This window comes from Streptomyces sp. SCSIO 30461, from assembly GCF_037023745.1.
Classification (GTDB): domain Bacteria; phylum Actinomycetota; class Actinomycetes; order Streptomycetales; family Streptomycetaceae; genus Streptomyces.
Genome location: NZ_CP146101.1, coordinates 4,529,475 through 4,550,026 on the forward strand (window position 1 = coordinate 4,529,475; position 20,552 = coordinate 4,550,026).

The 20,552-nt window shown below is 68.9% G+C and carries 23 protein-coding genes; 8 read left to right on the forward strand and 15 right to left on the reverse strand.

The window, feature by feature from the left end; all coding sequences use genetic code 11:
- Window positions 1-443: 443 nt before the first annotated feature.
- The 4 genes from V1460_RS20080 to V1460_RS20090 form a co-directional block, all read right to left on the reverse strand.
- Window positions 444-1,199, reverse strand: a complete 756-nt coding sequence (locus V1460_RS20080) for a hypothetical protein (RefSeq protein ID WP_338675031.1) — start codon at window positions 1,197-1,199, stop codon at window positions 444-446.
- Entirely contained in the window at window positions 1,196-1,843 is a 648-nt protein-coding gene (locus V1460_RS20085; RefSeq protein WP_338678123.1) for an RNA polymerase sigma factor, read from the reverse strand. The genes V1460_RS20080 and V1460_RS20085 overlap by 4 nt, the downstream gene beginning before the upstream one ends.
- Window positions 1,844-2,666: 823 nt before the next feature.
- Complete coding sequence (locus V1460_RS36445) at window positions 2,667-3,068, reverse strand: transposase domain-containing protein (RefSeq protein WP_407077498.1); 402 nt, start codon at window positions 3,066-3,068, stop codon at window positions 2,667-2,669.
- Window positions 3,037-3,195, reverse strand: coding sequence for a hypothetical protein (locus V1460_RS20090; protein WP_338675032.1), 159 nt, complete (start codon window positions 3,193-3,195; stop codon window positions 3,037-3,039). The genes V1460_RS36445 and V1460_RS20090 overlap by 32 nt, the downstream gene beginning before the upstream one ends.
- A gap of 277 nt (window positions 3,196-3,472) precedes the next feature.
- Between V1460_RS20090 and V1460_RS20095 the strand changes: the two genes are divergently transcribed.
- Together V1460_RS20095 and V1460_RS20105 are read left to right on the forward strand one after the other, a co-directional pair.
- Complete coding sequence (locus V1460_RS20095; protein WP_338675033.1) at window positions 3,473-3,961, forward strand: hypothetical protein; 489 nt, start codon at window positions 3,473-3,475, stop codon at window positions 3,959-3,961.
- A gap of 712 nt (window positions 3,962-4,673) precedes the next feature.
- Window positions 4,674-4,889, forward strand: coding sequence for a hypothetical protein (locus V1460_RS20105; RefSeq protein ID WP_338675034.1), 216 nt, complete (start codon window positions 4,674-4,676; stop codon window positions 4,887-4,889).
- 276 nt (window positions 4,890-5,165) lie between these two features.
- On the opposite strand, the gene V1460_RS20110 is transcribed toward V1460_RS20105, so the two are convergent.
- Complete coding sequence (locus V1460_RS20110; protein ID WP_338675035.1) at window positions 5,166-6,116, reverse strand: ROK family protein; 951 nt, start codon at window positions 6,114-6,116, stop codon at window positions 5,166-5,168.
- Between the two features lie 456 nt (window positions 6,117-6,572).
- On the opposite strand from V1460_RS20110, the gene V1460_RS20115 reads away from it, so the two are divergent.
- Both V1460_RS20115 and V1460_RS20120 read left to right on the forward strand, forming a co-directional pair.
- Complete coding sequence (locus V1460_RS20115; RefSeq protein WP_338678124.1) at window positions 6,573-7,562, forward strand: LacI family DNA-binding transcriptional regulator; 990 nt, start codon at window positions 6,573-6,575, stop codon at window positions 7,560-7,562.
- 256 nt (window positions 7,563-7,818) lie between these two features.
- Window positions 7,819-8,094 carry an antibiotic biosynthesis monooxygenase family protein gene (locus V1460_RS20120; RefSeq protein ID WP_338675036.1) on the forward strand — a complete coding sequence of 92 codons (276 nt, stop codon included), beginning with the start codon at window positions 7,819-7,821 and terminating at the stop codon, window positions 8,092-8,094.
- A 102-nt stretch (window positions 8,095-8,196) separates the two neighbouring features.
- On the opposite strand, the gene V1460_RS20125 is transcribed toward V1460_RS20120, so the two are convergent.
- Window positions 8,197-8,382 carry a hypothetical protein gene (locus tag V1460_RS20125; RefSeq protein ID WP_338675037.1) on the reverse strand — a complete coding sequence of 62 codons (186 nt, stop codon included), beginning with the start codon at window positions 8,380-8,382 and terminating at the stop codon, window positions 8,197-8,199.
- Between V1460_RS20125 and V1460_RS20130 the strand changes: the two genes are divergently transcribed.
- Complete coding sequence (locus tag V1460_RS20130) at window positions 8,381-9,079, forward strand: alpha/beta hydrolase (RefSeq protein ID WP_338675038.1); 699 nt, start codon at window positions 8,381-8,383, stop codon at window positions 9,077-9,079. The two genes, V1460_RS20125 and V1460_RS20130, sit on opposite strands and share 2 nt — an antisense overlap.
- A gap of 115 nt (window positions 9,080-9,194) precedes the next feature.
- Here the strand turns inward: V1460_RS20130 and V1460_RS20135 are convergent, their stop codons facing one another.
- From V1460_RS20135 to V1460_RS20155, 5 genes are all read right to left on the reverse strand, one after another.
- The gene (locus V1460_RS20135; RefSeq protein ID WP_338675039.1) at window positions 9,195-10,481 is read right to left on the reverse strand and encodes a DUF6986 family protein; all 1,287 of its coding nucleotides are present in this window, start codon (window positions 10,479-10,481) and stop codon (window positions 9,195-9,197) included.
- Between the two features lie 155 nt (window positions 10,482-10,636).
- Window positions 10,637-11,599 (reverse strand): electron transfer flavoprotein subunit alpha/FixB family protein, encoded by a 963-nt coding sequence (locus V1460_RS20140; protein ID WP_338674252.1) that lies wholly within the window; start codon window positions 11,597-11,599, stop codon window positions 10,637-10,639.
- An 85-nt stretch (window positions 11,600-11,684) separates the two neighbouring features.
- The gene (locus V1460_RS20145) at window positions 11,685-12,470 is read right to left on the reverse strand and encodes an electron transfer flavoprotein subunit beta/FixA family protein (protein WP_338675040.1); all 786 of its coding nucleotides are present in this window, start codon (window positions 12,468-12,470) and stop codon (window positions 11,685-11,687) included.
- Between the two features lie 240 nt (window positions 12,471-12,710).
- Window positions 12,711-13,217, reverse strand: coding sequence for a flavin reductase family protein (locus V1460_RS20150; protein ID WP_338675041.1), 507 nt, complete (start codon window positions 13,215-13,217; stop codon window positions 12,711-12,713).
- A gap of 219 nt (window positions 13,218-13,436) precedes the next feature.
- Entirely contained in the window at window positions 13,437-13,766 is a 330-nt protein-coding gene (locus tag V1460_RS20155) for a thioredoxin family protein (RefSeq protein ID WP_338675042.1), read from the reverse strand.
- Between the two features lie 224 nt (window positions 13,767-13,990).
- Between V1460_RS20155 and V1460_RS20160 the strand changes: the two genes are divergently transcribed.
- Window positions 13,991-14,713, forward strand: coding sequence for a lysophospholipid acyltransferase family protein (locus V1460_RS20160; protein ID WP_338675043.1), 723 nt, complete (start codon window positions 13,991-13,993; stop codon window positions 14,711-14,713).
- 76 nt (window positions 14,714-14,789) lie between these two features.
- Here V1460_RS20160 and V1460_RS20165 read toward each other — a convergent pair whose 3' ends face one another.
- Window positions 14,790-15,482, reverse strand: a complete 693-nt coding sequence (locus V1460_RS20165) for a phenylalanine--tRNA ligase beta subunit-related protein (RefSeq protein WP_338678126.1) — start codon at window positions 15,480-15,482, stop codon at window positions 14,790-14,792.
- Between the two features lie 180 nt (window positions 15,483-15,662).
- Between V1460_RS20165 and V1460_RS20170 the strand changes: the two genes are divergently transcribed.
- Window positions 15,663-16,547: a YndJ family protein gene (locus V1460_RS20170; protein WP_338675044.1), complete on the forward strand. Its 885-nt coding sequence runs from the start codon at window positions 15,663-15,665 to the stop codon at window positions 16,545-16,547.
- Window positions 16,548-16,556: 9 nt separating this feature from the next.
- Entirely contained in the window at window positions 16,557-17,075 is a 519-nt protein-coding gene (locus V1460_RS20175) for a DUF1990 domain-containing protein (protein ID WP_338675045.1), read from the forward strand.
- A 76-nt stretch (window positions 17,076-17,151) separates the two neighbouring features.
- On the opposite strand, the gene V1460_RS20180 is transcribed toward V1460_RS20175, so the two are convergent.
- Genes V1460_RS20180 through V1460_RS20190 form a run of 3 tightly spaced genes read right to left on the reverse strand, consistent with a single transcriptional unit; the run spans window position 17,152 to window position 20,398 of the window.
- Entirely contained in the window at window positions 17,152-18,231 is a 1,080-nt protein-coding gene (locus V1460_RS20180) for a low specificity L-threonine aldolase (protein ID WP_338675046.1), read from the reverse strand.
- Window positions 18,228-18,974 (reverse strand): SDR family NAD(P)-dependent oxidoreductase, encoded by a 747-nt coding sequence (locus V1460_RS20185; RefSeq protein WP_338675047.1) that lies wholly within the window; start codon window positions 18,972-18,974, stop codon window positions 18,228-18,230. The genes V1460_RS20180 and V1460_RS20185 overlap by 4 nt, the downstream gene beginning before the upstream one ends.
- Window positions 18,975-19,000: 26 nt before the next feature.
- Window positions 19,001-20,398 carry a DUF6421 family protein gene (locus V1460_RS20190; RefSeq protein ID WP_338675048.1) on the reverse strand — a complete coding sequence of 466 codons (1,398 nt, stop codon included), beginning with the start codon at window positions 20,396-20,398 and terminating at the stop codon, window positions 19,001-19,003.
- Between the last annotated feature and the right edge of the window lie 154 nt (window positions 20,399-20,552).

Consider the following 20,552-nt stretch of genomic DNA (forward strand, 5'->3'; position numbering starts at 1 on the left):
TCCCGGCCTGGTCACCGTCACCCACGCGTGGCGTACCAGTGTAGGTCGGCACCCTTACTGTGTCGTCCTCGCCCGGCCCGGCGAGACCCGTCGGGCGGCGGACACCAGGATGCCTCGGTCGGCTCAGGGCAGGACCGTGGCCGCACCAGCCCGTCGACGCCCTCGGTGACCGTGGCCTCGTTTTGCTCCCTGAGGCGCTGGGCGTCTTCGCGAAGGACTCAAGATCCGGACACCGGGGCAAGCGAAACACGCACGTTAACGCCCACTGAGTACCGGCGTTACGAGTGGCCGGGAAAGCGTGCTCGGTCGACCGAGCAGCCGGTAATCAGGGAATGAGAGAGACGCCGCATCTCAGAGACCATCCAGGCGCCGGGTCTTGTCGCGTGTGCTCGGCTCCGCCATCGTGTGCTGTGGGCGCCTGTCCGGTACCGCGGGTGACAGGGTCAGTTGCGGTGTTCGGAAACGATCCCTCTCTCGAAGGTCGCCGTGGGGGCTGGGAACTCCTCAAACCTGCGGCGGCAGTCGGGTGCCTTGCCCTGGCGCACGCCGAACGCGTAAGCGTAGACATCGCCGGTGTACTGGGCTGGACGGGTGACGAGGATCTCCAAGTGGGTCCCTGCCGGGATCTGGCTGGGGTGGATGGAGGCGGTGGCGGCGCCGTTGCGGATCTGGAAGTCGATGGCCTCCAGGGGGGTGTAGCCGAGTTTGGGATCCTCGCCCTTGTCCAGCGGGCAGGTCGGGTCGTCCTGGTAGACGCGGGCAGGCACGCCCATGCGCTCCAGATCGCGCTGAAGCTGGGCCGGGTCAGGCTGCGCACCCGCCTCTCTAATGGTCACCGTGACGGTTCCACGCCGCTCACGCTGCAGGGTGTAGGCCACGGTAGAGATCCGCTCAGGGAAGTTGTCCGCGGTGGCACGGTCGGTGGCCGTGATCGGGGAAGCCGAGTGAGGGGTGGCCTGGCCGAGGGCAAGCACAGTTCCGGCCAGGCAAGCGGCCAGGGCTACGGGGGCTGCCAGGCGCACGGCCAGGCTGCGGCGGGGGCGGACGGGACGGGGGTCCTCAGTGACGTTGCTCATCAGGAAGTCCTCAAGCAGGTGTTGGCGGTCGTTGGAGAGAACCGGATCGCCGGGCGCAGGCAGCAGCCGGGCCAGCTCCGTGTGATCCAGCGGTTCCTGCCGCCACCACGGATTGATGATCATCGGTTCCTCTCCTTGTTCGACCGGGCCGCTTCGGTGCAGCCACCCTGTACTTGTCCGCCTCCTGCTGCGGGTTCCGTCTTCTCTCGATCCGCCTGCCTCTTCCTCAGCTCCTGCTCGGCAAGGTCGCGCAGTCTCGACCGCGCACGGGCAAGCCGGGAACGGACCGTTCCCACCGGAACACCCAGGGCTTGTGCCGCCTCCGCATAGCTGAGGCCGGACCACACACACAGCGTGAACACCTCCCGCTCAGCCCGGCGCAGCTGCGCGAGCACCGCCTGTGCCGCGGCAATCTGCTCAGCGTCCGCTATCCGGCCGATCAACTCGTCGGCAAAGTCCGGCACGGCCTCCGCCGCCGGTATACGGGCCACCACGCGATCATGCCGCCGCGCCGCACGTGCCGCGTTACGCAGCACATTCGTCGCAATGCCCATCAGCCAGGGCCTCGGGGTATCCCCTTCATCCCGCAGCTTGCCGCGAAGCCGCCACGCCTCCAGAAACGTCAGCGAGACGACGTCCTGGGCCACCGCCCAGTCACCGCTCACCCGCACCGCATGGCGATACACCATCTGCGCATGATCTTGGAACATCTCCCTGAACGCCTCAGGGTCTCCTGCCCGAACCCGGGCATGCAAAGAAAAATCCACACCCAGTCTTGTCCGCCGCCCCTCAGGCGTCCCAGTGATCCCCACCACATTCCTCCCGACGGAACAACCGCAGGTCATCATCCCGGCTGGCTCTTGCCTCCGAGTGAGGCCGAGGGAGTGTCATGAATCAGGCCCTGTCTCAGTTTGTTTTTTATGGTTTGTGAGTTTTGAATTGATTGCGTTCTGTGACGCTCTCGGGGGCGTCTGGTCGTTTTGCCCACGTGGTAACGGGTGGCGGGCTGCCGGTTCTTCGCGCCAAGTGGGCTTCCCGGTGCGGATGTTGAGGGTCTTGATCATTTCTTTCTCGGTCCAGCGCGGGAGTTGTCGGTAGGTGACGACGAGGGTGACGTCGCCGAGGAGTTCGGCGATCGCCCGTGAGCGCCAGAGCCGTTCGGGTTCTGCCTGCAGGATGGTCAGGTTCGTGATACAGGTGCACGAGGCGGTCGGCGGGGTAGCGGCGGGCGTCCAGGAGTGTGGTCACCAGGCGGTAGGGGCCGTCGAAGGCGACACCACCGGTGCAGGTGACGTGCACTTGGGCTTCGATGATGCGCACCGGGACGCCGCCGATGGCCGAGAGGCAGGGAGGAGTCGGCAAGCGGCTTGAGGACCGGTGGGCGGCTGCGCTGGTGGATACGGCCCAGGACCTGTGCGCCGGTGGCGTGCACGTCGGTGAGGAAGCCGTTGCAATCGAAACTCCGGTCCCACAGCATCGGCATCCCGGGGTCCAGATGGTGCAACAGCCTGGTGGTGTAGCAGGTTTCGCCCTCCCGGGTGGGGTCGAAGATCGCTGCGATCACGGCCCGGGTGCCGGTCTTGGCCAGCGTCATCGGCTCGACCTGGGGATACCCGCCGTGCGGGCACCGTCCCAGCCAGCTCCGGTTGCGTTCGCTGTCTGGCACCTTGATCGAGCTGCAGCCGTCGAACGACCCGTCCGGTATGGGCCGAACCGCACCCTCGGCGTGGTCGGCCAGGCCAACGGCCCGGCCAGCACCTCGAACCACGCCCGCACCGGCGCGCTGCCGAGCCTTCGGCACAGATCATGCAGCGCCCTCGTGCTCGGGCGGACAACCGGTATCCCCGGCAGGCCGGCCGCCAGTTTGTCCCACACGAGCCGGTAGCCGCCCTCGGGGAACAGACGCATCGCCAACAGGGATGTAGACGCTGACCCATGAGGGCAAGTCGCGCAGCCGGCGCTACACGGTCCGAGTCTCCGGCAAGACCGCATCGACCAGCTCGAACGGCATGATCGGCGTCAGTTCTCGCAGGTGGCCGGACACGAACCGCCCTGCGGCCACAGTCACCGAACGGGTGATGTTCGCCAGTGACTGCGGCAGGACACAATGACCGGGCAACGGAGCTCCTTCGGGACAAGCTGTCTTGGACGACTGCCTGTACCAACGAGCTCCGTTGCGTCGCGTAGAGACCCCGTCAACACTCCTTGCGTGACCTGCGAAAACGCTAACCACCCGGCCTCGGGGAAACTTCACCCATTCGTATGCCCGTGTCAGCGGACATGGCAGGATTTTGTCGACAGGTGGCGGTCTCGCCACTGCTGCTCCCCCCTCTCACCGACGGAGACTGGGCCCGTTCCGGCGCACAGGCCCGGGACATCAGCAGGGAAGGAATCGGATGATGAAGAAGCGCAGTGTCGCGGCGGTGCTTGGCTCGCTGGCAGTCCTGGGTGCCGTCCTGTCGGCTGGGGGAACCGCTACGGCCGCCCCGGCGAAGTACGATCAGGCCACCGCTGCTGCGTTGCTGAAGGAAGCGGGGATCACCTGGACGTCGAGCGGGAATTGCAACGACCGCGACACGACCACGTGCACTTCCTTCGATCAGATCAACAAGACCACCGTCAACGGCATCATAGGCTTCAAGAACCTCAGCAAGTGTGGGATCACCATCACGGGCGGCACTGAGAAGGGCCACGCTTCCGGCACGTACAGCCACTGGAACGGCTACAAGGTCGACATCAGACCGAACACGTGCGTGGACGACTGGATCAAGAAGAACATGAAGTACGACGGCAAGCGTAGCGACGGCGCACCCATGTACAAGTCGGTCGCCGGCAACGTCTACGCCAAGGAGTCCAGCCACTGGGACATCCTCTACGTCGTCTGATCCTTGTCGCATCGGCCGCAGCCGGGGCCAGCCGGTGTCCGAATCCCTGGGGTTCCGGGAGAAGGGTGGCGAACGTTGGGGCACGGCGGAGCATGGTTGCGGGGCGGCGGTCGGCAGGCCCGGCCGCCCCGCTCCACGTTCTCCCCGGGAGGCGGGACCCGCGGCAAACCGCTCCGTGTCCCTCGCGGCGAAGGTCGATCACGGTGGCCAGGTAGCGGAACTTGCCACCGTCCAGCGGGAGATAGGTGATGTCACCGACGTACTTCGTGTCCGGCTCGCTCGCGGTGACGTCACGGCCGATCAGGTCCGGAGCCTTCGCCACTACCGGGTCCGCGACCGCGGTGCGGTGCCTGCGACGCAGCCGCAGCCCGGCGAGCGTGATGCTCCGCATCACGTGTGCGATCCGCTTGTGGTTGACGCGCTCGCCGTCGTCGCGGATGGTGTCCCACCGAGTGCAACGCCAGTAAGACCGTCAGGCGGCAGGCGCGGGCCCCGTCGAAGCGGCGGTCGCCACGGAGCGTTTCGCGTTTGAGGGTCGCGTTCAACGACTCGGCGAGTGCGTCGTCCGCGCTGGTGCCGACCGCACCCATGGACTGCTTCACCCCCAACTCGGCACATACTCGGGCGAATTCGCGGGCGCTGTACTGCTTGGACTCAATCGGTCGTCGCAACGCCAGTCATTCACGACCGCGGGAATCGTGGCCGGCTGACCATGCGTGCCACGGCTGCCGGACTCGGCAAGATCACCATGGCGCTCTACGGCTACGTGGCCGATCGCGACAAACTGGAGTCGCCTGTCGTCGAGTCGGTACGCGGTGCCGTCGACGCCACACCGTCGGCCAGGGGCGGGCTGCGGCAGGAGCGCGTCGCGGTCATGACGGAGCACCTGTGGGAACGCGTGGGACCGACCCGGCCGTACTGCGGCTGACCATCGCCCACCGCCACCGGTCGCCGAGCCGACTTCGCTGGGCCGAGACCGTGCTCGGCATCCTCACCGAGGCGGGTTTCGACGGGGGCGGCGCGTCATCGCACTGCGCGGGCTGGTCGCCTATGCCACCGGGGCGCTCCGGCTCGAACACCTCGGACCGCTCTCGGGCGGGGGCACATCCGCCATCGCGGGACTGCCGCATGAGGAGTACCCGCACCTGGCCGAGACGGCGCGCGCCGCGGCCGGGGGGCGGCACGGCGTCACCCCGGCCGACGATCAGCGTCCAGGAGCACGCGGGCCGGGGGCCGATCGGACCGCGGCCGCCGCTCCCAGCAGGCCCGCGTCCGTTCCGGTGCGTGCCGGGGCAACCACGAGGTTCTGGGTGAAGGAGAGCGCGGCGTAGTCGTGGAGCGCCTTGCGCAGCGGGATGAACAGCACGTCCCCGGCGCCGGCGACTCCCCCTCCGATGACGGCGATACGGATCTCGACAAGCGCCGCGACCCCCGCGATCGCGGCGGCCAGCGCTTGGGCTGCGCGTTCGAAGGACGCGGCGGCGACCGGGTCGCCCGCCGCCGCCGACGCGGCGACCGCCGCTGCCGACGTGTCACCGTCCGGGCCCGGGCGCCAGCCGTTGTCCAGCGCTCGGCGGGCGATATTGGGGCCGCTCGCGATCCGCTCCACACAGCCCCTTCCGCCGCAGGGACATCGGTCGCCGTCGAGCTCAACGGTCATATGGCCGATGTGTCCCGCGTTTCCGGTCGGCCCCGGGTGGAGCCGGCCGCCGAGCACCAGGCCGCCACCGACTCCAGTGGAGACGACCATGCACAGAGCGTCGCCATACCCGCGTGCGGCGCCGATCCAGTGTTCTGCTGCCGTCATGGCGACACCGTCACCGACCAACTCGGCGGGAAGGCCGGCCGCTGCCGCACGCACCCGGTCCACCAGCGGAAAACCGCGCCAGCCCGGCACGTTGACAGGACTGACCGTGCCGGTGGACGCGTCCACCGGACCGGCGCTGCCGATACCGACGGCCGACGCGCCCGGCCACAGCGGCGAAGCCGTGAGCTCCCCGAGCACCGCTTCGACCGCGCGCATCACCGTCTCGGCGTCCTCTCGCGCGGGCGTAGGCCGCTGGGCGCGCAGGAGGATCGCGCCGTCGGCATCCACAAGCGCGCCGGCGATCTTGGTACCACCGATGTCGAGCGCGGCGATGAGGTCGTTATGCATCAAGTGAGCGATCTCCCAGCGACTGACCGCAGGACGGAATCGGGCCTGCGGGTTCGATCATCCAGTCTCCATCGGGCTGACAACGTTGTCCAGGGCCTATGCTCGACGCCACAGCCTTGCGCGGCAGGGGCGTTCCTGCAATCCCCAGCGGATACGCGCACGGCGTCGGACACACGGGGTCTCCCCCGGCCTTTGGGGCCGAGGGCATCGCAGGTGGACGGTCATCCTCATACCGGCGTATTCGGATGACTCGGCAACGCGGTGAGGCGTCGTGGCCGGCGTCGTACGCCCGCCGGGGATTGCGGGACAGCACTTACGGGGCATGCAGCACACAGGGCTGGCTCCTCGCGCCGCCCGCCGACGGCGGGCGCATCACACGTACAAGGACAAGGACAGCACACTGTGGCCGAGTTCGCCCGCCGACCCGAGATCAACCGCTACGGCTCCCGGCCCACGATGAAGGACGTGGCCGCGCGCGCCGGGGTCGGGCTCAAGACGGTCTCACGGGTGGTGAACGGCGAGCCTGGCGTCACACCCGACACCGAGCGCAAGGTGCAGGAGGCCATCGACGCGCTGGGCTTCCGGCGCAACGACAGCGCGCGCGTGCTGCGCAAGGGCCGCACTTCCTCGGTGGGACTGGTCCTGGAGGACCTCGCGGACCCCTTCTACGGTCCGCTCAGCCGGGCGGTCGAAGAGGTCGCCCGAGCCCACGGCGCGCTCCTGATCAACGGCTCCAGCGCCGAGGACCCCGACCGCGAACAGGAGTTGGTGCTCGCCCTGTGCGCACGTCGCGTGGACGGGCTGATCGTCATCCCGGCCGGAGACGACCACCGTTACCTGGAGCCGGAGATCAAGGCGGGCATCGCCACGGTGTTCGTGGACCGGCCCGCAGGAGGCATCTCCGCGGATGTGGTGCTTTCGGACAGCTTCGGAGGAGCCCGCGACGGTGTCGCGCATCTCATCGCACACGGGCACCGGAGGATCGGGTTCATCGGCGACCAACCCCGTATCCACACGGCACAGGAGCGACTGCGGGGCTATCGCACCGCGATGGAGGACGCGGGGCTGCCGGTGGACGAGCGCTGGATCTCGCTCGGCTCGACCGAACCGGGACGGGTCGGGCCCGTGGTGGAGAAGCTGCTCACGGGCCCGGAGCCGGTGACCGCGCTGTTCGCGGGCAACAACCGGGTGACCGTGACCGCGGTACGGATGCTCGCGAGGCGGGAGACACCGGTCGCGCTGGTCGGGTTCGACGACATCGAACTCGCCGATCTGCTGGGGATCACCGTCATCGCCCAGGACGCGGCGGCACTCGGCCGCACGGCGGCGGAGCGGCTGTTCCGCCGCCTGGACGGAGTGGCGGACGAACCGGCCCGGGTGGAGCTGGCGACTCGGCTGCTGACTCGTGGCTCGGGCGAGGTGCCCCCGGCGCCCGGGACGCGCTGAGGTGGCGCGCGGCGACATCACGCACGGCGACAGCGCCCCCTCCCGGGCTGTTCCGGCCCACCCGGCCCCACCTCGGCACCCGCTCCCCCGCACACCTGCGGCACTCCCGCAACCGAATACGGAGAGTCGCAACAAGTTGCACTGGGTTCACCACTCAAGACAATGGTTCGGGGCGGCATTTCCGCCCCGAGGCGGAGGGAGAGGGATTGTGAAGCCTTCGATAGCTGTCTCTCAGGATTCGGGCCGTATCCGCGTCGTGAGACTTCTCCATGTCCGCGAGGGCATGGAGGACGGTTTCGTCAGAGCGTACAAACAAGTACGCAGAAGGGCCGCAGCAAGTCCTGGTCATCTCAGCGAGCAGCTGTGCCGCTCGGCCGAGAACCCCGCGCAGTGGCTGCTCACCAGCGAGTGGGAGGACATGGAAGCCATCAAGCGGTGGCGGCTGAGCTCCGAGCACGAAGCGCTCGTCCAGCCGATGAACGCCTGTCTGCTCGAAGAACGCACCACCACGGTGTTCAACGTCGTGGACTGACCGTCCGGTTGGCCGTCAGGCGGACGCCGACGGATGCGAGGCGGACCCGTCCCCGTGCACCGCGAGTGCACGCGCGGTGCACACCACGGGACGGGTCCGCCGTCAGGCGATCCGCCTTCCGGCCGCGAAACACCGCGCCACCGCTTCGTGGTCGGCCATGATGGTCACCGCGTCGTGGCGTGCGCATCGTGAATGCGCACGTGCCGCCGAGGCGTTGAACGGCGGCTCCGAGACCCGGCGCGCCACCGACGAGGCATTGTCACACCTCTCCGCTACGGTGCGGTCCATGGCGAACTTCGTACTGGTGGCAGGCGCGTGGCTCGGAGCATGGGCGTGGGACGACGTGGTGCCCGCGTTGCGTGACGCCGGGCACGGCGTTCATCCGCTCACGCTGTCCGGTCTCGCAGACAAGCAGGCACTGCCCGTCGGGGCGCAGACTCACGTCCGGGACATCGTCGACGAGGTCGAACGCCTCGATCTGCGCGATGTCGTGCTGGTCGGGCACAGCTACTCCGGCATCCCCGTCGGTCAGGCCGCCGCGCGGGTGGGCGACCGGCTGGCACACGTGCTCTTCGTCGACTCCGAGGTCCCGGCCGACGGCGAGTCGTTCATCTCGACCTGGTGGGAGGGTCCGGCGGCCCTGGAAGCCGCCATCGCAGGCAACGACGGCTGGTGGGCACCCCCGACCGAGGGGGACTTCGCGGGCCAGGGCCTGAGCGATGAGCAGGTCGCCCGGATCCTGGGCGGAGCGACACCGCACCCCGGTGCCTCGCTTGCCGACCCGGCGGTGCTGGTCCGGCCGCTGGGCGAGCTGCCGACGACGTACGTCAAGTGCCTGCTCGACGGTGCCGAGCCGAGCGATGGTGCGGCCCGGTTGCTGACCGGCGAGCGATGGCGGCTGGTCGAGATGGACACCGGTCACTGGCCGATGTTCTCCCAGCCGGCCCCACTGGCGCGGATACTCCTGGACGCGGCACGGCGTTGACGGTTCCCGTCCGGCACGCCGTCATCCGGCACGCCCTGCGCCCACGGGTCGCGGCCACGCCCCGAGCGGTACTCAGCCAGGAGGCCGCCGCCGTACCGCCGCACGGCGGCGGATCTCAACTCGCGGCAGCGGTGAGCCCGCCCCGGCGCGGGCGGGCGTATGCCTCGATGTCGGCGCGGGACAGACCGGTCAGCCCGGTGACCTCCGACTCGTCCAAGGCTCCGCACTCCAGCCCCCGCACCAGATAGCCGCCGAGCGCCTTCGCCGTGGCGGGCTCGTCCATGATGTCGCCTTCCGCCCTCGCCGCGTAGGCGGCGAGCCGGGCGGCTGCGGCGGCCATGCCCTCACGGTAGAAGGCGAAGACCGCGGCGTAGCGAGTGGGCAGATGGGCCGGGTGCATGTCCCAACCCTGGTAGTACGCACGGGCGAGGGCGCGGCGTGTAAGGCCGTAGTGCAGGCGCCATGCCTCGTGGACGTGCTCCGTGGAGCCGACGGGCAGCACGTTCGTCGAGCCGTCGGAGACCCGCACGCCGGTACCGGCGGCGGCGACCTGCATGACCGCCTTGGCATGGTCCGCGACGGGGTGGTCGCTTGCCTGGTACGCGGCACTGACGCCCAGGCAGGCGCTGTAGTCGAAGGTGCCGTAGTGCAGACCGGTGGCCCTGCCTTCGGCCGCATCGATCATCCGGGCGACGGTGGCCGTACCGTCGGCGCCGAGGATGGCCTGGCTGGTCTCGATCTGGATCTCGAAGCAGATCCGGCCGTCCGCAAGGCCGTGCGTCTTCTCGAAGGCTTCCAGGAGGCGCGCGAAAGCCGTGACCTGCTCGGGGTAGGTGACCTTGGGGAGGGTGAGGACCAGGCCATCGGGCAGTCCGCCCTGGGCGATCAGGCCGCTGAGGAAGACGTCCGTGGTGCGGATGCCCCGGTCACGGACTGCCGCCTCCATGCACTTCATCCGGATGCCCGTGTACGGCGCGGCGGTGTCGGCGCCGCCACCGGCGAGCAGTCGCGCCGCACGAGCGGCGTCCGTGTCCTCGTCGGTGCCCCGGTAGCCGTCCTCGAAGTCCACCCGGAGGTCCTCGATGGGCTCGCGCTCCAGCTTGGCCTTCACTCGGTCGTGGACGGGGCCTGCCAGCTCATCGGAGAGCCCCAGCACCCTCGCCAGTGCCTCGGCGTCGGGGGCGTGCTCGTCCAGCGCTGCGAGCGCCTGGTCGCCCCAGGACCGTACGGTGCCCGCGGTGAAGGCCTCACCCGGTACGTAGACGGTGTGCACGGGCTGACGGGTCCCGGGGTCTCCCGGATAGCGGCGGGCGAGCTCGGCGTCCACGGGAGCGAGAGAGGCGCCGATGGCCTCGCCGATCGCACCTGCCAGGCTCGTGGCCACCTTCTCCTGCTGCCCCATCGCCGCACACCCTCCCGTTTCCATCCAGCGGAATCAGCTATCCGTATGGTGAAGCTAGTCGGCGCGACTCGACTGCGTCAATGGTCCACCGAAACGGCCCGGGGCCGCGCGGTGGGATGCACCGCGCGGCCCGGGACGGATGCCACCTGTCGTGATCAGCCCTTGCGGGTGTTGATCTCCTCGGTGAGCTGGGGGACGACGTCGAAGAGGTCGCCGACGACGCCGTAGTCGACCAGGTCGAAGATCGGGGCCTCGGCGTCCTTGTTCACCGCCACGATGGTCTTCGAGGTCTGCATACCCGCCCGGTGCTGGATCGCGCCGGAGATACCCGAGGCGATGTACAACTGCGGCGACACACTCTTACCCGTCTGACCGACCTGGTTGGAGTGCGGGTACCACCCCGCGTCGACCGCGGCACGCGAGGCACCCACCGCGGCACCCAGCGAGTCCGCCAGCGCCTCGATCACCGCGAAGTTCTCCGCACCATTGACACCACGCCCACCGGACACCACGATCGCGGCCTCGGTCAGCTCCGGACGCCCGGTCGACTCCCGCGCCGTACGCGACACCACCTTCGTACCCGTCGCCTGCTCACCGAAGACCACCTCGAGCACCTCGACCGCACCCGCGGCCGCAGCCGGCTCCACCGCAGCCGAATTCGGCTTCACCGTGATCACCGGAACACCCCGCGACACACGCGACTTCGTCGTGAACGACGCCGCGAACGCCGACTGCGTGGCCACCGGACCCGACTCACCCGCCTCCAGATCCACCGCATCGGTGATCAGACCCGAACCGATCCGCACCGCCAGCCGCGCCGCGACCTCCTTACCCTCCGCCGACGACGGCACCAACACCGCCACCGGCGACACCGCCTCCACAGCGGCCTGCAACGCATCCACCTTCGGCACCACCAGATACGCACCGAACTCCGGCGCATCCGCGGTCAACACCCGAACCGCACCATGCTCGGCCAGCACCGACACGGTCTCCCCCGCACCGGAACCCAACGCAAGCGCAACCGGCTCACCAATCCGGCGAGCCAGCGTCAACAACTCCAGCGTCGGCTTGCGGACGGCACCATCCACGTGATCGACGTAGACGAGAACTTCAGCCATGGGACGTCTTCTCTCCTGCTATGCGACGAATGCGCGAACGCAACGGAACAAGGGCCGAACCAACGACCCCGACGGGCAGCAGCCCTCAGATGAACTTCTGACCCGCGAGGAACTCAGCGAGCCGCCTACCACCCTCGCCCTCGTCCTTCACGATCGTGCCCGCACTACGAGCCGGACGCTCAGCCGCGGAATCCACCACGGTCCACGCACCCTCCAGACCCACCTGCCCGGCCTCCAGACCCAGATCCGACAGATCCAACGACCGAACCGGCTTCTTCTTCGCCGCCATGATCCCCTTGAACGACGGATACCGCGCCTCACCCGACTGATCCGTCACCGACACCACCGCAGGAAGCGACGCCTCCAACCGCTCCGACGCCGCGTCACCATCACGACGACCCGTCACCACACCACCCTCGACGGACACCTCCGACAGCAACGTCACCTGCGGCACACCCAGACGCTCCGCCAGAACCGCCGGCAACACACCCATCGTCCCGTCCGTCGACGCCATCCCACACACCACCAGATCGAACCCGGTCTCCTCGACCGCCTTCGCCAGCACCAGCGACGTACCCATCACATCACTGCCGTGCAGATCGTCATCCTCGACATGAACGGCCTTGTCCGCACCCATCGACAACGCCTTGCGCAACGCGTCCTTCGCATCCTCAGGACCCACGGTCAGCACGGTGATCTCCGCACCGTCCACACCCTCCGCGATCTGCAACGCCTGCTCGACCGCGTACTCGTCCAACTCCGACAGCAGGCCGTCCACATCATCACGGTCAACGGTCAGATCATCCGCGAAGTGCCGGTCGCCAGTGGCATCGGGCACGTACTTCACACAGACAACGATCCTCAAGCTCACGCCGGCTCTCCTACTGCATCCGTCTTTTCCGTGGGTCCCCCGTCACCGAAGCCAAGGGGGTCCTGCCTTGTGCAGGCAGCATAGGCGCCCGAAGGCGGGGTTTCCGGTCAAGGCGACCGACGCCCCGTACGTCATATTACTCACCAGTACATTACGGTCGGCGGCCATGAGCAAGCGCTTGGAACTGTGACCTTGGCAACGCTGCGTAACCGGGCCTTCCCGGCCTTCCGGATCGTTGGATCAGTCCCTCAGAGAGCTGAAGCGCCCCTGGTGGTACACCAGCGGACGGCCCGCCCCGTCGGAGTCCCCGGCCACCGCCTGCGCGATCACGATGCAGTGGTCCCCCGCGGGCACGCGGGCGACGACCCGGCAGACCAGCCAGGCGAGCACTCCGTCGATGACCGGCACGCCTTCGGGCCCGATGCCCCAACCGGTGGGCGGGGCGAAGCGATCCGCGCCGCTGCGCGCGAAGGTGGCGGCCAGCTCGCCCTGGTGCTCGCCGAGTACGTGCACACCGATGTGTTCCGCCCGGGAGACCACGGGCCAGCTGGACGAGGCGGTTCCGATCCCGAAGGAGACCAGCGGAGGCTCGGCGGCGACGGAGTTGAGCGAGGTGGCCGTGAACCCGACGGGGCGCTCGCCCTGGGCGGTGATGACCGCGACACCCGCGGCGTGCCGTCTGAACACGGATCGGAGCAGGTCGGGGGAGGCAAGCTGTGCGGTTCCGAGTCCGGCCACTGCCGTCATCGAGTCATCGTCCTTCTGCGTTCGGGGCGGGTCGCGTCGTGGTCCGTGGCTGTTCAGACACCCGGACAGCGCGCACTCGCATGGCGGGCGCGGCTCCCGCACGGCCGACCTTGGCGGAGAAGGATGAGAGATGGCACCTCGTCAGACTGACGATTGATGGCATGCACAGTCAAGCGGCTTCCAGAAGATGGGAGAAGCGTCACGAAGCGGTGGCCGAAGTCACAGCGCCGCCGCGCCGATGGCCGCGATGACATGCGCCCTGCGGGGCAGGCCCGATGCCCGGCGCACGATCCGGCCGCTCGCGTCGAGCACCAGCACCGTCGGGGTGCGTGCGATGCCCAGCTCCCGCACGAGCGGGAGTCGGGCCTCGGCATCGATCTCCACATGGGCGACTCCATCGACCATGGCCGCCACTTCGGCGAGCGTCCGCCGGGTCGCCCGACAGGGCTGACAGAAGGCGCTGGAGAACTGGACCAGGGTCGCGCGCTCCCCGAGTTCCGCGCCCAGCTCGGCCGGGCCGAGGCATCGCTCTGTTTGTCCGCTGGTCATGTCCTCGTTCCCGTCCGTCCTCACCCCGTACACAGCGCGGCGCCCGGCTCCCGGATTCCCACCAGGTGACGCGACGTGACGAGAATCTCGCCGTACGAGGCGCCGCGGACTGGCCGATACGCCGCGCATGGTGCACGATCTGCCCAATGCCGAAAACCTACGGCTGCGTAACTTCCGCCGGGCGAACCCTCCCGGGGCACAGTGAAGGAAGGGTCTCCCCACCTATGGCAGAGCTTGTCTACCGGCCGGTCGTCGGCGCAGCCCTCACCCTGTTCAAGGCGCTTGACCTGAAGATCGACACCCAGGGGTCGGAGAATGTCCCCCGCTCCGGCGGGGCGGTGCTGGTGAGCAATCACATCAGCTACCTGGACTTCATCTTCGCCGGCCTGGCCACCCTGCCGCAGAAGCGACTGGTCCGCTTCATGGCGAAGGAATCCGTCTTCCGGCACCGGATCTCAGGGCCGCTGATGCGCGGGATGAAGCACATCCCCGTGGACCGGTCGCAGGGCGAGGCGGCATACGCGCACGCGCTGGAGTCGCTGCGCGCCGGCGAGATCGTCGGCGTCTTCCCCGAGGCGACGATCTCCCAGTCGTTCACGCTGAAGAGCTTCAAGTCGGGCGCGGCCCGACTGGCCCAGGAGGCCGGGGTCCCCTTGATACCGATGGCCGTGTGGGGCACGCAGCGGCTGTGGACCAAGGGGCGGCCGAAGAACCTCAAGCGCAGCCATATCCCCGTGACGATCAGGGTCGGCGAGCCGATGGCGGCACCCCGGGACCAGTACGCCGGCGCGATCACCCGGCGGCTGCGCGAGCGGGTGCAGGAGCTTCTGGAGGCGGCGCAGCGCTCCTACCCCGTGCGCCCCAAGGACGCGAGCGACACCTGGTGGGTGCCCGCGCACCTCGGCGGCACGGCGCCGACCCCGGCTGAGGTACGCGAAGCAGGCTGAGCCTCCACCCCACCGGCTGCGCTCCCGGCCGGGAGCGCAGCCGGTGCCCGCCTCACGGGCATGCCGCTTCCGCGCGTCACTCCGGTGCGTGGACGCTGATCCGCGCACCGGGGCAGAGCGACTCCAGCACGTGGGCGAGCTCGGCGCCCGCCGCCTCGAGTTCGGCGATCGTCATGGGCGGCAGCGACTCCAGCAGGAACAGCGCGTTCACCGACTCCTCGGTGAGACCGGTGCGCGGCCCCTGCCTCCAGTTCCAGCGCCGACAGGTGACGCCCTCGTCATCGCTCCACACGACCTCACCGGCCTCGGGGTGCTCCACCGTCTCGGCGCCTTGCGCGAAGGTGACGAACGGCTCGTCTCCGACGGCTCGGACCAGCCGCATCCCACCCTGGATCCGGTCCAGATCCTCGCCGCCCACCGGGATCAGGTGGGCCACGCTGATCGCGTTGTACGCGTCCACGAGGACATTGATACGCGGCAGACCGCCGTCCGCGAGAGCGCGCCGGGCGAGTGCCTCGGCCGAGTTCCGCGTACGGGACGGCTTGGCTCCGAAGGCCGTGTAGGCCGCCCGCCAGGCGGCGACATGCGGATCCTCCTGCGGGGCGCGACCGTCGAGCCGCTCGGCGAGCCGGGCCGCCGCGTCTTCCAGCAGCGCTGAACTCGCCTCACTGCTGGGCCCGTTGACCAAGCCGCGAGCCTCTACGGCGAGATGGGTGAAGCCGGGTGCGAGCGTCCGCACCGCGTCCGACACGGTGAGCGAGAGAGTCATCATCCGCCTTGCCTCGACGCTTCGCAGCGCAACGATCCGAACCTTTGCAGTTCATCATAGAGCACCCCTCAGTGCACCCCAATCAACTGACCTGATGTGACTTGAACGCGTTCAATAATACCTCTAGGCTCACCGGACGAAGGAACTGAACGCGTTCAACAGTCAACGGGAGGGTGTGTCATGACCGCGCTGGTCGGCATCATCGTGATGCTCGGCATGCTGCTGATCATCCCGATGGGACTGCGGCTGATCGACGACCCCGTCACACAGCGGATGGTGCGCTTCTGGCCATGGTGCGCCGTGCCGGGCGCGGCAGCCCTCTGGCTGCCGCGAGGGCCCTTCGGTGCGGCGCCGGCCTCGGTATACGCACTCGGAACCGCAGCCCTCGCCCTGAGCGCTGCCGCGAGACTGCGACGGACGCGCTCCCTGGCTCCGGCGGAGATCGCGACGCTCACGGCACTCGCAACCCCGGCCGTCGCCGGCGTGGCACTGGTGGCCGAACGCTCCGGCCACCGGCTCTTCGGCTTCGACCTGGACGTGCTCGCGCTGACCGTGCCGCACTTCCACTTCGCGGGCTTCACCGCGGCGCTGGTCGCCGGTCTCGTCTGCCGGGCGGCGCCTGCGCCACTCGGCCGCTTCGCCGCGCTCAGTGTTCCCTCCGGCACCCTGCTCGTCCTCGCCGGCTACTTCGTCAATAACGAGACCGAGTTGGCGGGGGCACTCGTGCTGACCGCCGGGATGTGGGCCGTCGCCTTGCTGACCTGGCGTGAGATCCGCCCCGGAAGCGGGCGGCTGAAGCGTGCCCTGCTCGGCGTGTCGGCGGCCTCCCTCGCGGCGACCATGGTGCTGGCCCTGTGCTGGGCGGTCGGCGAGGTCACGGGGCTGCCGCATCCCAGCCTCACCTGGATGGCAGCCACTCACGGCGTCGGCAACGCCTTGGGCTTCGGGCTGTGCTCCATGCTCGCCTGGCAGAGCACCGCGAGCAGGTCGCCGCGCCACGGCCGCCTTCCACAGCGTCAGCGGCGTAACCGACGCCTGACGTCCGCGACCGTCCACGACACTTAGGAGTGCCAAATGTCCGCCGCACGCCCGCTGAACTACACCGAGGTCGGCGCCACCCGTCACGCCGCGCTCCCGCAGAGGTACCGGCACCTCCACCACCGCACCGCCGTAGGACACGGCCCAGCGGCGTTCGAGGCAGCGGGGGACGCGGTCACCGGCTGGGGGATGCACCGCGCCACGGGTGCCCGGGTGCTGGCCGAATCGGCGCACGCCGAGCCGGGCACGGACGTCGAAGTGTCGCTCGGTGTGGGACCGCTGCGCTTCCGTGCCCCCTGCCAGGTCATCTGGGCCGAACACAGCGCTGACCGCCGGGGGTTCGCCTACGGAACCCGCCGCGGACATCCCGAGCAGGGCGAGGAGTCCTTCGTCGTGGAGCTCGCCGCGGACGGCACGGTGTGGTTCACCGTGACGGCCTTCTCCCGACCGGCACGTTGGTACACCCGGCTCGCGGGCCCGCTGGTACCGGTACTCCAGCGGCTCTACGCCCACGGGCTCGGCCGGGCGCTGCGGGAGATCGCCGCCCCGGCCTGAAGGAGAACGCCCAGGGCCGTCCGGCGGCGTGAGCCGGACGGCCCTGGGCGTGACGTGCGCGGGGGACGGACAGCCCTCAGCGGGCCATCTCCTCCTTCAGCGCGAGGAGGAAGGCATCCACGTCGTCTTCCCTGGTGTCGAACGAGCACATCCAGCGGACATCGCCTGCCGCCTCGTCCCAGAAGTAGAAGCGGAAGCGTTCCTGCAACCGCCTGCTCACCTCGTGCGGAAGGCGCGCGAAGACGGCGTTGGCCTGCACCGGGTAGAGGATCTCCACACCGTCGACGGCCCGCACGCCCTCGGCGAGCCGCTGAGCCATGGCGTTGGCGTGACGAGCGTTGCGCAGCCACAGGTCCTTGGCAAGCAGGGCCTCCAGCTGCACCGAGACAAAGCGCATCTTGGAGGCGAGCTGCATGGACATCTTGCGCAGATGCTTCATATGGCTGACGGCGTCCGGGTTGAGGACGACCACCGCCTCACCGAAAAGCATCCCGTTCTTCGTACCGCCGTACGACAGCACATCCACACCGACCGCGTTGGTGAACGCGCGCATCGGCACATCGAGCGCCGCTGCCGCGTTGGCTATCCGCGCGCCGTCGAGGTGGACCTTCATCCCGAGACCGTGCGCATGGTCCACGATCGCCCGGATCTCGTCGACGGTGTAGACCGTGCCGAGCTCCGTGTTCTGGGTGATCGACACGACCTGGGGCATCGCACGATGCTCGTCGTCCCAGCCGTACGCCTGCCGGTCGATCAGCTCGGGGGTGAGCTTTCCGTCCGGCGTCGGAACCGTCAGCAGCTTGAGGCCGCCCATCCGCTCGGGCGCACCGCCTTCGTCGACGTTGATGTGCGCGGACTCGGCGCAGATCACCGCGCCCCAGCGATCGGTCAGCGCCTGGAGGGCGACCACGTTGGCACCGGTGCCGTTGAACACGGGGAACGCCTCGGCGGACGAGCCGAAGTGGCTGTGCATGATCCGCTGGAGGTGCTCCGTGTACTCGTCCTCGCCGTAGGAGACCTGGTGTCCTCCGTTGGCCAGGGCGAGCGCGGCCAGCACCTCCGGGTGCGCACCCGCGTAGTTGTCACTGGCGAAGCCGCGTACCTCGGGGTCATGATGCCGTCGGGCATCCGTACTCGGGTGCTTCGACGAACTCACGGCTTGGGAGTCAGCCACAGACGCTGTCCATTCACTTCCTGGGCGGGCTGGTCCCAGACCCCGGCAATGGCCTCGGCCAGTTCCTTGACGTCCGTGAAGCCCGCGAACTTCGCATTGGGGCGCTCCGCTCGCATGGCGTCGTGCACCAGTGCCTTGATCACCAGGATGGCAGCAGCGGCCTGCGGGCCCTCTTCGCCCCCTGCCTTGCGGAAGGCGTCCGCGAGCGCCAGGGTCCAGGCCTCGGCCGCCGCCTTCGACGCGGCGTAGGCGGCGTTACCCTCGGTGGGCTTGGCCGCTCCCGACTGGCTCACCAGGACGAAGCGACCCCGGTCGCTGCGCCGCAGCGCCTCGTGGAACGCGAGGGAGGTGTGCTGGACGGTGCGGATCAGCAACTTCTCCAGCAGGTTCCAGTCGGAGAGCTCCGTCTCGGCGAAGGTGGCACTGCCGCGCCAGCCGCCGACGAGATGGACCAGACCGTCGATCCGGCCGAACTCCTTCTCCGTCTGATTCGCCCACTCGCGGGTGGCGTTCAGGTCGAGCAGATCGACCGTGTCCCCTGTGACGGTGGCACCGCCGTGCGCGTATCGGGCGGCGTCCACGGCCTCGGCGAGCCGCACGGTGTCGGCGTCGGCCCCCACGACGATCGCCCCGGCCTCGGCGAGCCGCAGCAGGGCGGCGCGACCGGCGGGCCCGGCCGCTCCCGCAACGGCGATGACGGCACCGTCCAGCGCCTTCGATTTCATGGTGTCGGTCTCCTCGGTACGAGAGTTCACGCAGCGACTCGCTCGGCGTTCTCAGCCGTGATCCCCTTGGTGGAGGCGATCACATTCTTCAGCTTCTTGGAGAGCGCCTCAAAGAACATGCTGAGCGGAAACTCGTCCGGAAGCACGTCGTCCACCAGCTTGCGCGGCGGCTGCGTCAGGTCCAGCGCGTCGGGACCCTTGGCCCAGCGGGAGCCGGGGTGCGGGGCGAGGTAGGTGGAGACCAGCTCGTAGGCCTTGAACCAGTGGACCAGTTTCGGGCGGTCGATACCGTCCCGGTACAGCTGCTCGATCTCACCGCAGAGCTGGTTGGTGACCTCGGGAGCCCGCTCCCAGTCGATGCGGAGCTTGTTGTCGGTCCAGCGGATGACGTCGTGCTTGTGGAGGTACGCGAACAGCAGCTGCCCGCCGAGACCGTCGTAGTTGCGCACGCGGTCGCCCGTGACCGGGAAGCGGAACATACGGTCGAAGAGGACCGCGTACTGCACGTCGCGGCCGTGCTCGTTGCCCTCGGCGTCGAGCTTCACGGCCTCCTTGAAGGCGGTGAGGTCGCAGCGCAGCTCCTCCAGACCGTACATCCAGAACGGCTGGCGCTGCTTGATCATGAACGGGTCGAAGGGCAGGTCACCGTGGCTGTGGGTGCGGTCGTGGATGATGTCCCACAGGACGAAGGCCTTCTCGCAGCGCTCCTGGTCGTGGACCATGGCGGCGATGTCATCGGGCAGGTCGACGCCCAGGATGTCCACGGCGGCCTCGGTGACCCGGCGGAAGCGCGCGGCCTCGCGATCGCAGAAGATGCCGCCCCAGCTGAAGCGCTCGGGGGCCTCGCGCACGGCGATGGTCTCGGGGAAGAGCACGGCCGAGTTGGTGTCATACCCGGGGGTGAAGTCCTCGAAGGTGATCCCGCAGAACAGCGGGTTGTCGAAGCGGGTGGCTTCGAGTTCGGCGAGCCACTCCGGCCAGACCATGCGCAGCACGACCGCCTCGAGGTTGCGGTCCGGGTTTCCGTTCTGCGTGTACATGGGGAAGACGACCAGGTGCTGGAGGCCGTCCCTGCGGTCCGCGGCGGGCTGGAAGGCGAGCAGCGAGTCCAGGAAGTCGGGTACGTCGAAGGCGCTGTCGGCCCACTTCCTCAGGTCGCCGACGAGCGCGGTGTGGTAGTCGGCGTCGTGCGGCAGCAGCGGGGAGAGCTCCTCGACCGCGCCGATGATCCGCTCGACCGCCTTGTCGGCGGTGGCTCGGGCCGGGGCGCCATCGGCGTCGAAGTCGACCGAGCCGTCCTCGGACTGCCAGGGCCGGATCTCCTCGACCGCGTCCTTGAGCGTCCGCCAGGCGGGCTGGTCGATCACCCGTTCCGCGGTGGCTATTTCGCTACCCCTGGCGTCCTGCACAAGGATTTCCGTCATTTCACTTCCTCCACGGGGGAAACTCGCGTCAAGAAAGCGTATCCATGCATGCCTCTCGACGACAAGTGTGACCTTGGGAAATCATCCTGCCACACCCCCGAATGACCGCAGATTTTCCTGTCTCGAACACATGGCAACGTGAAGGTTACGGTGA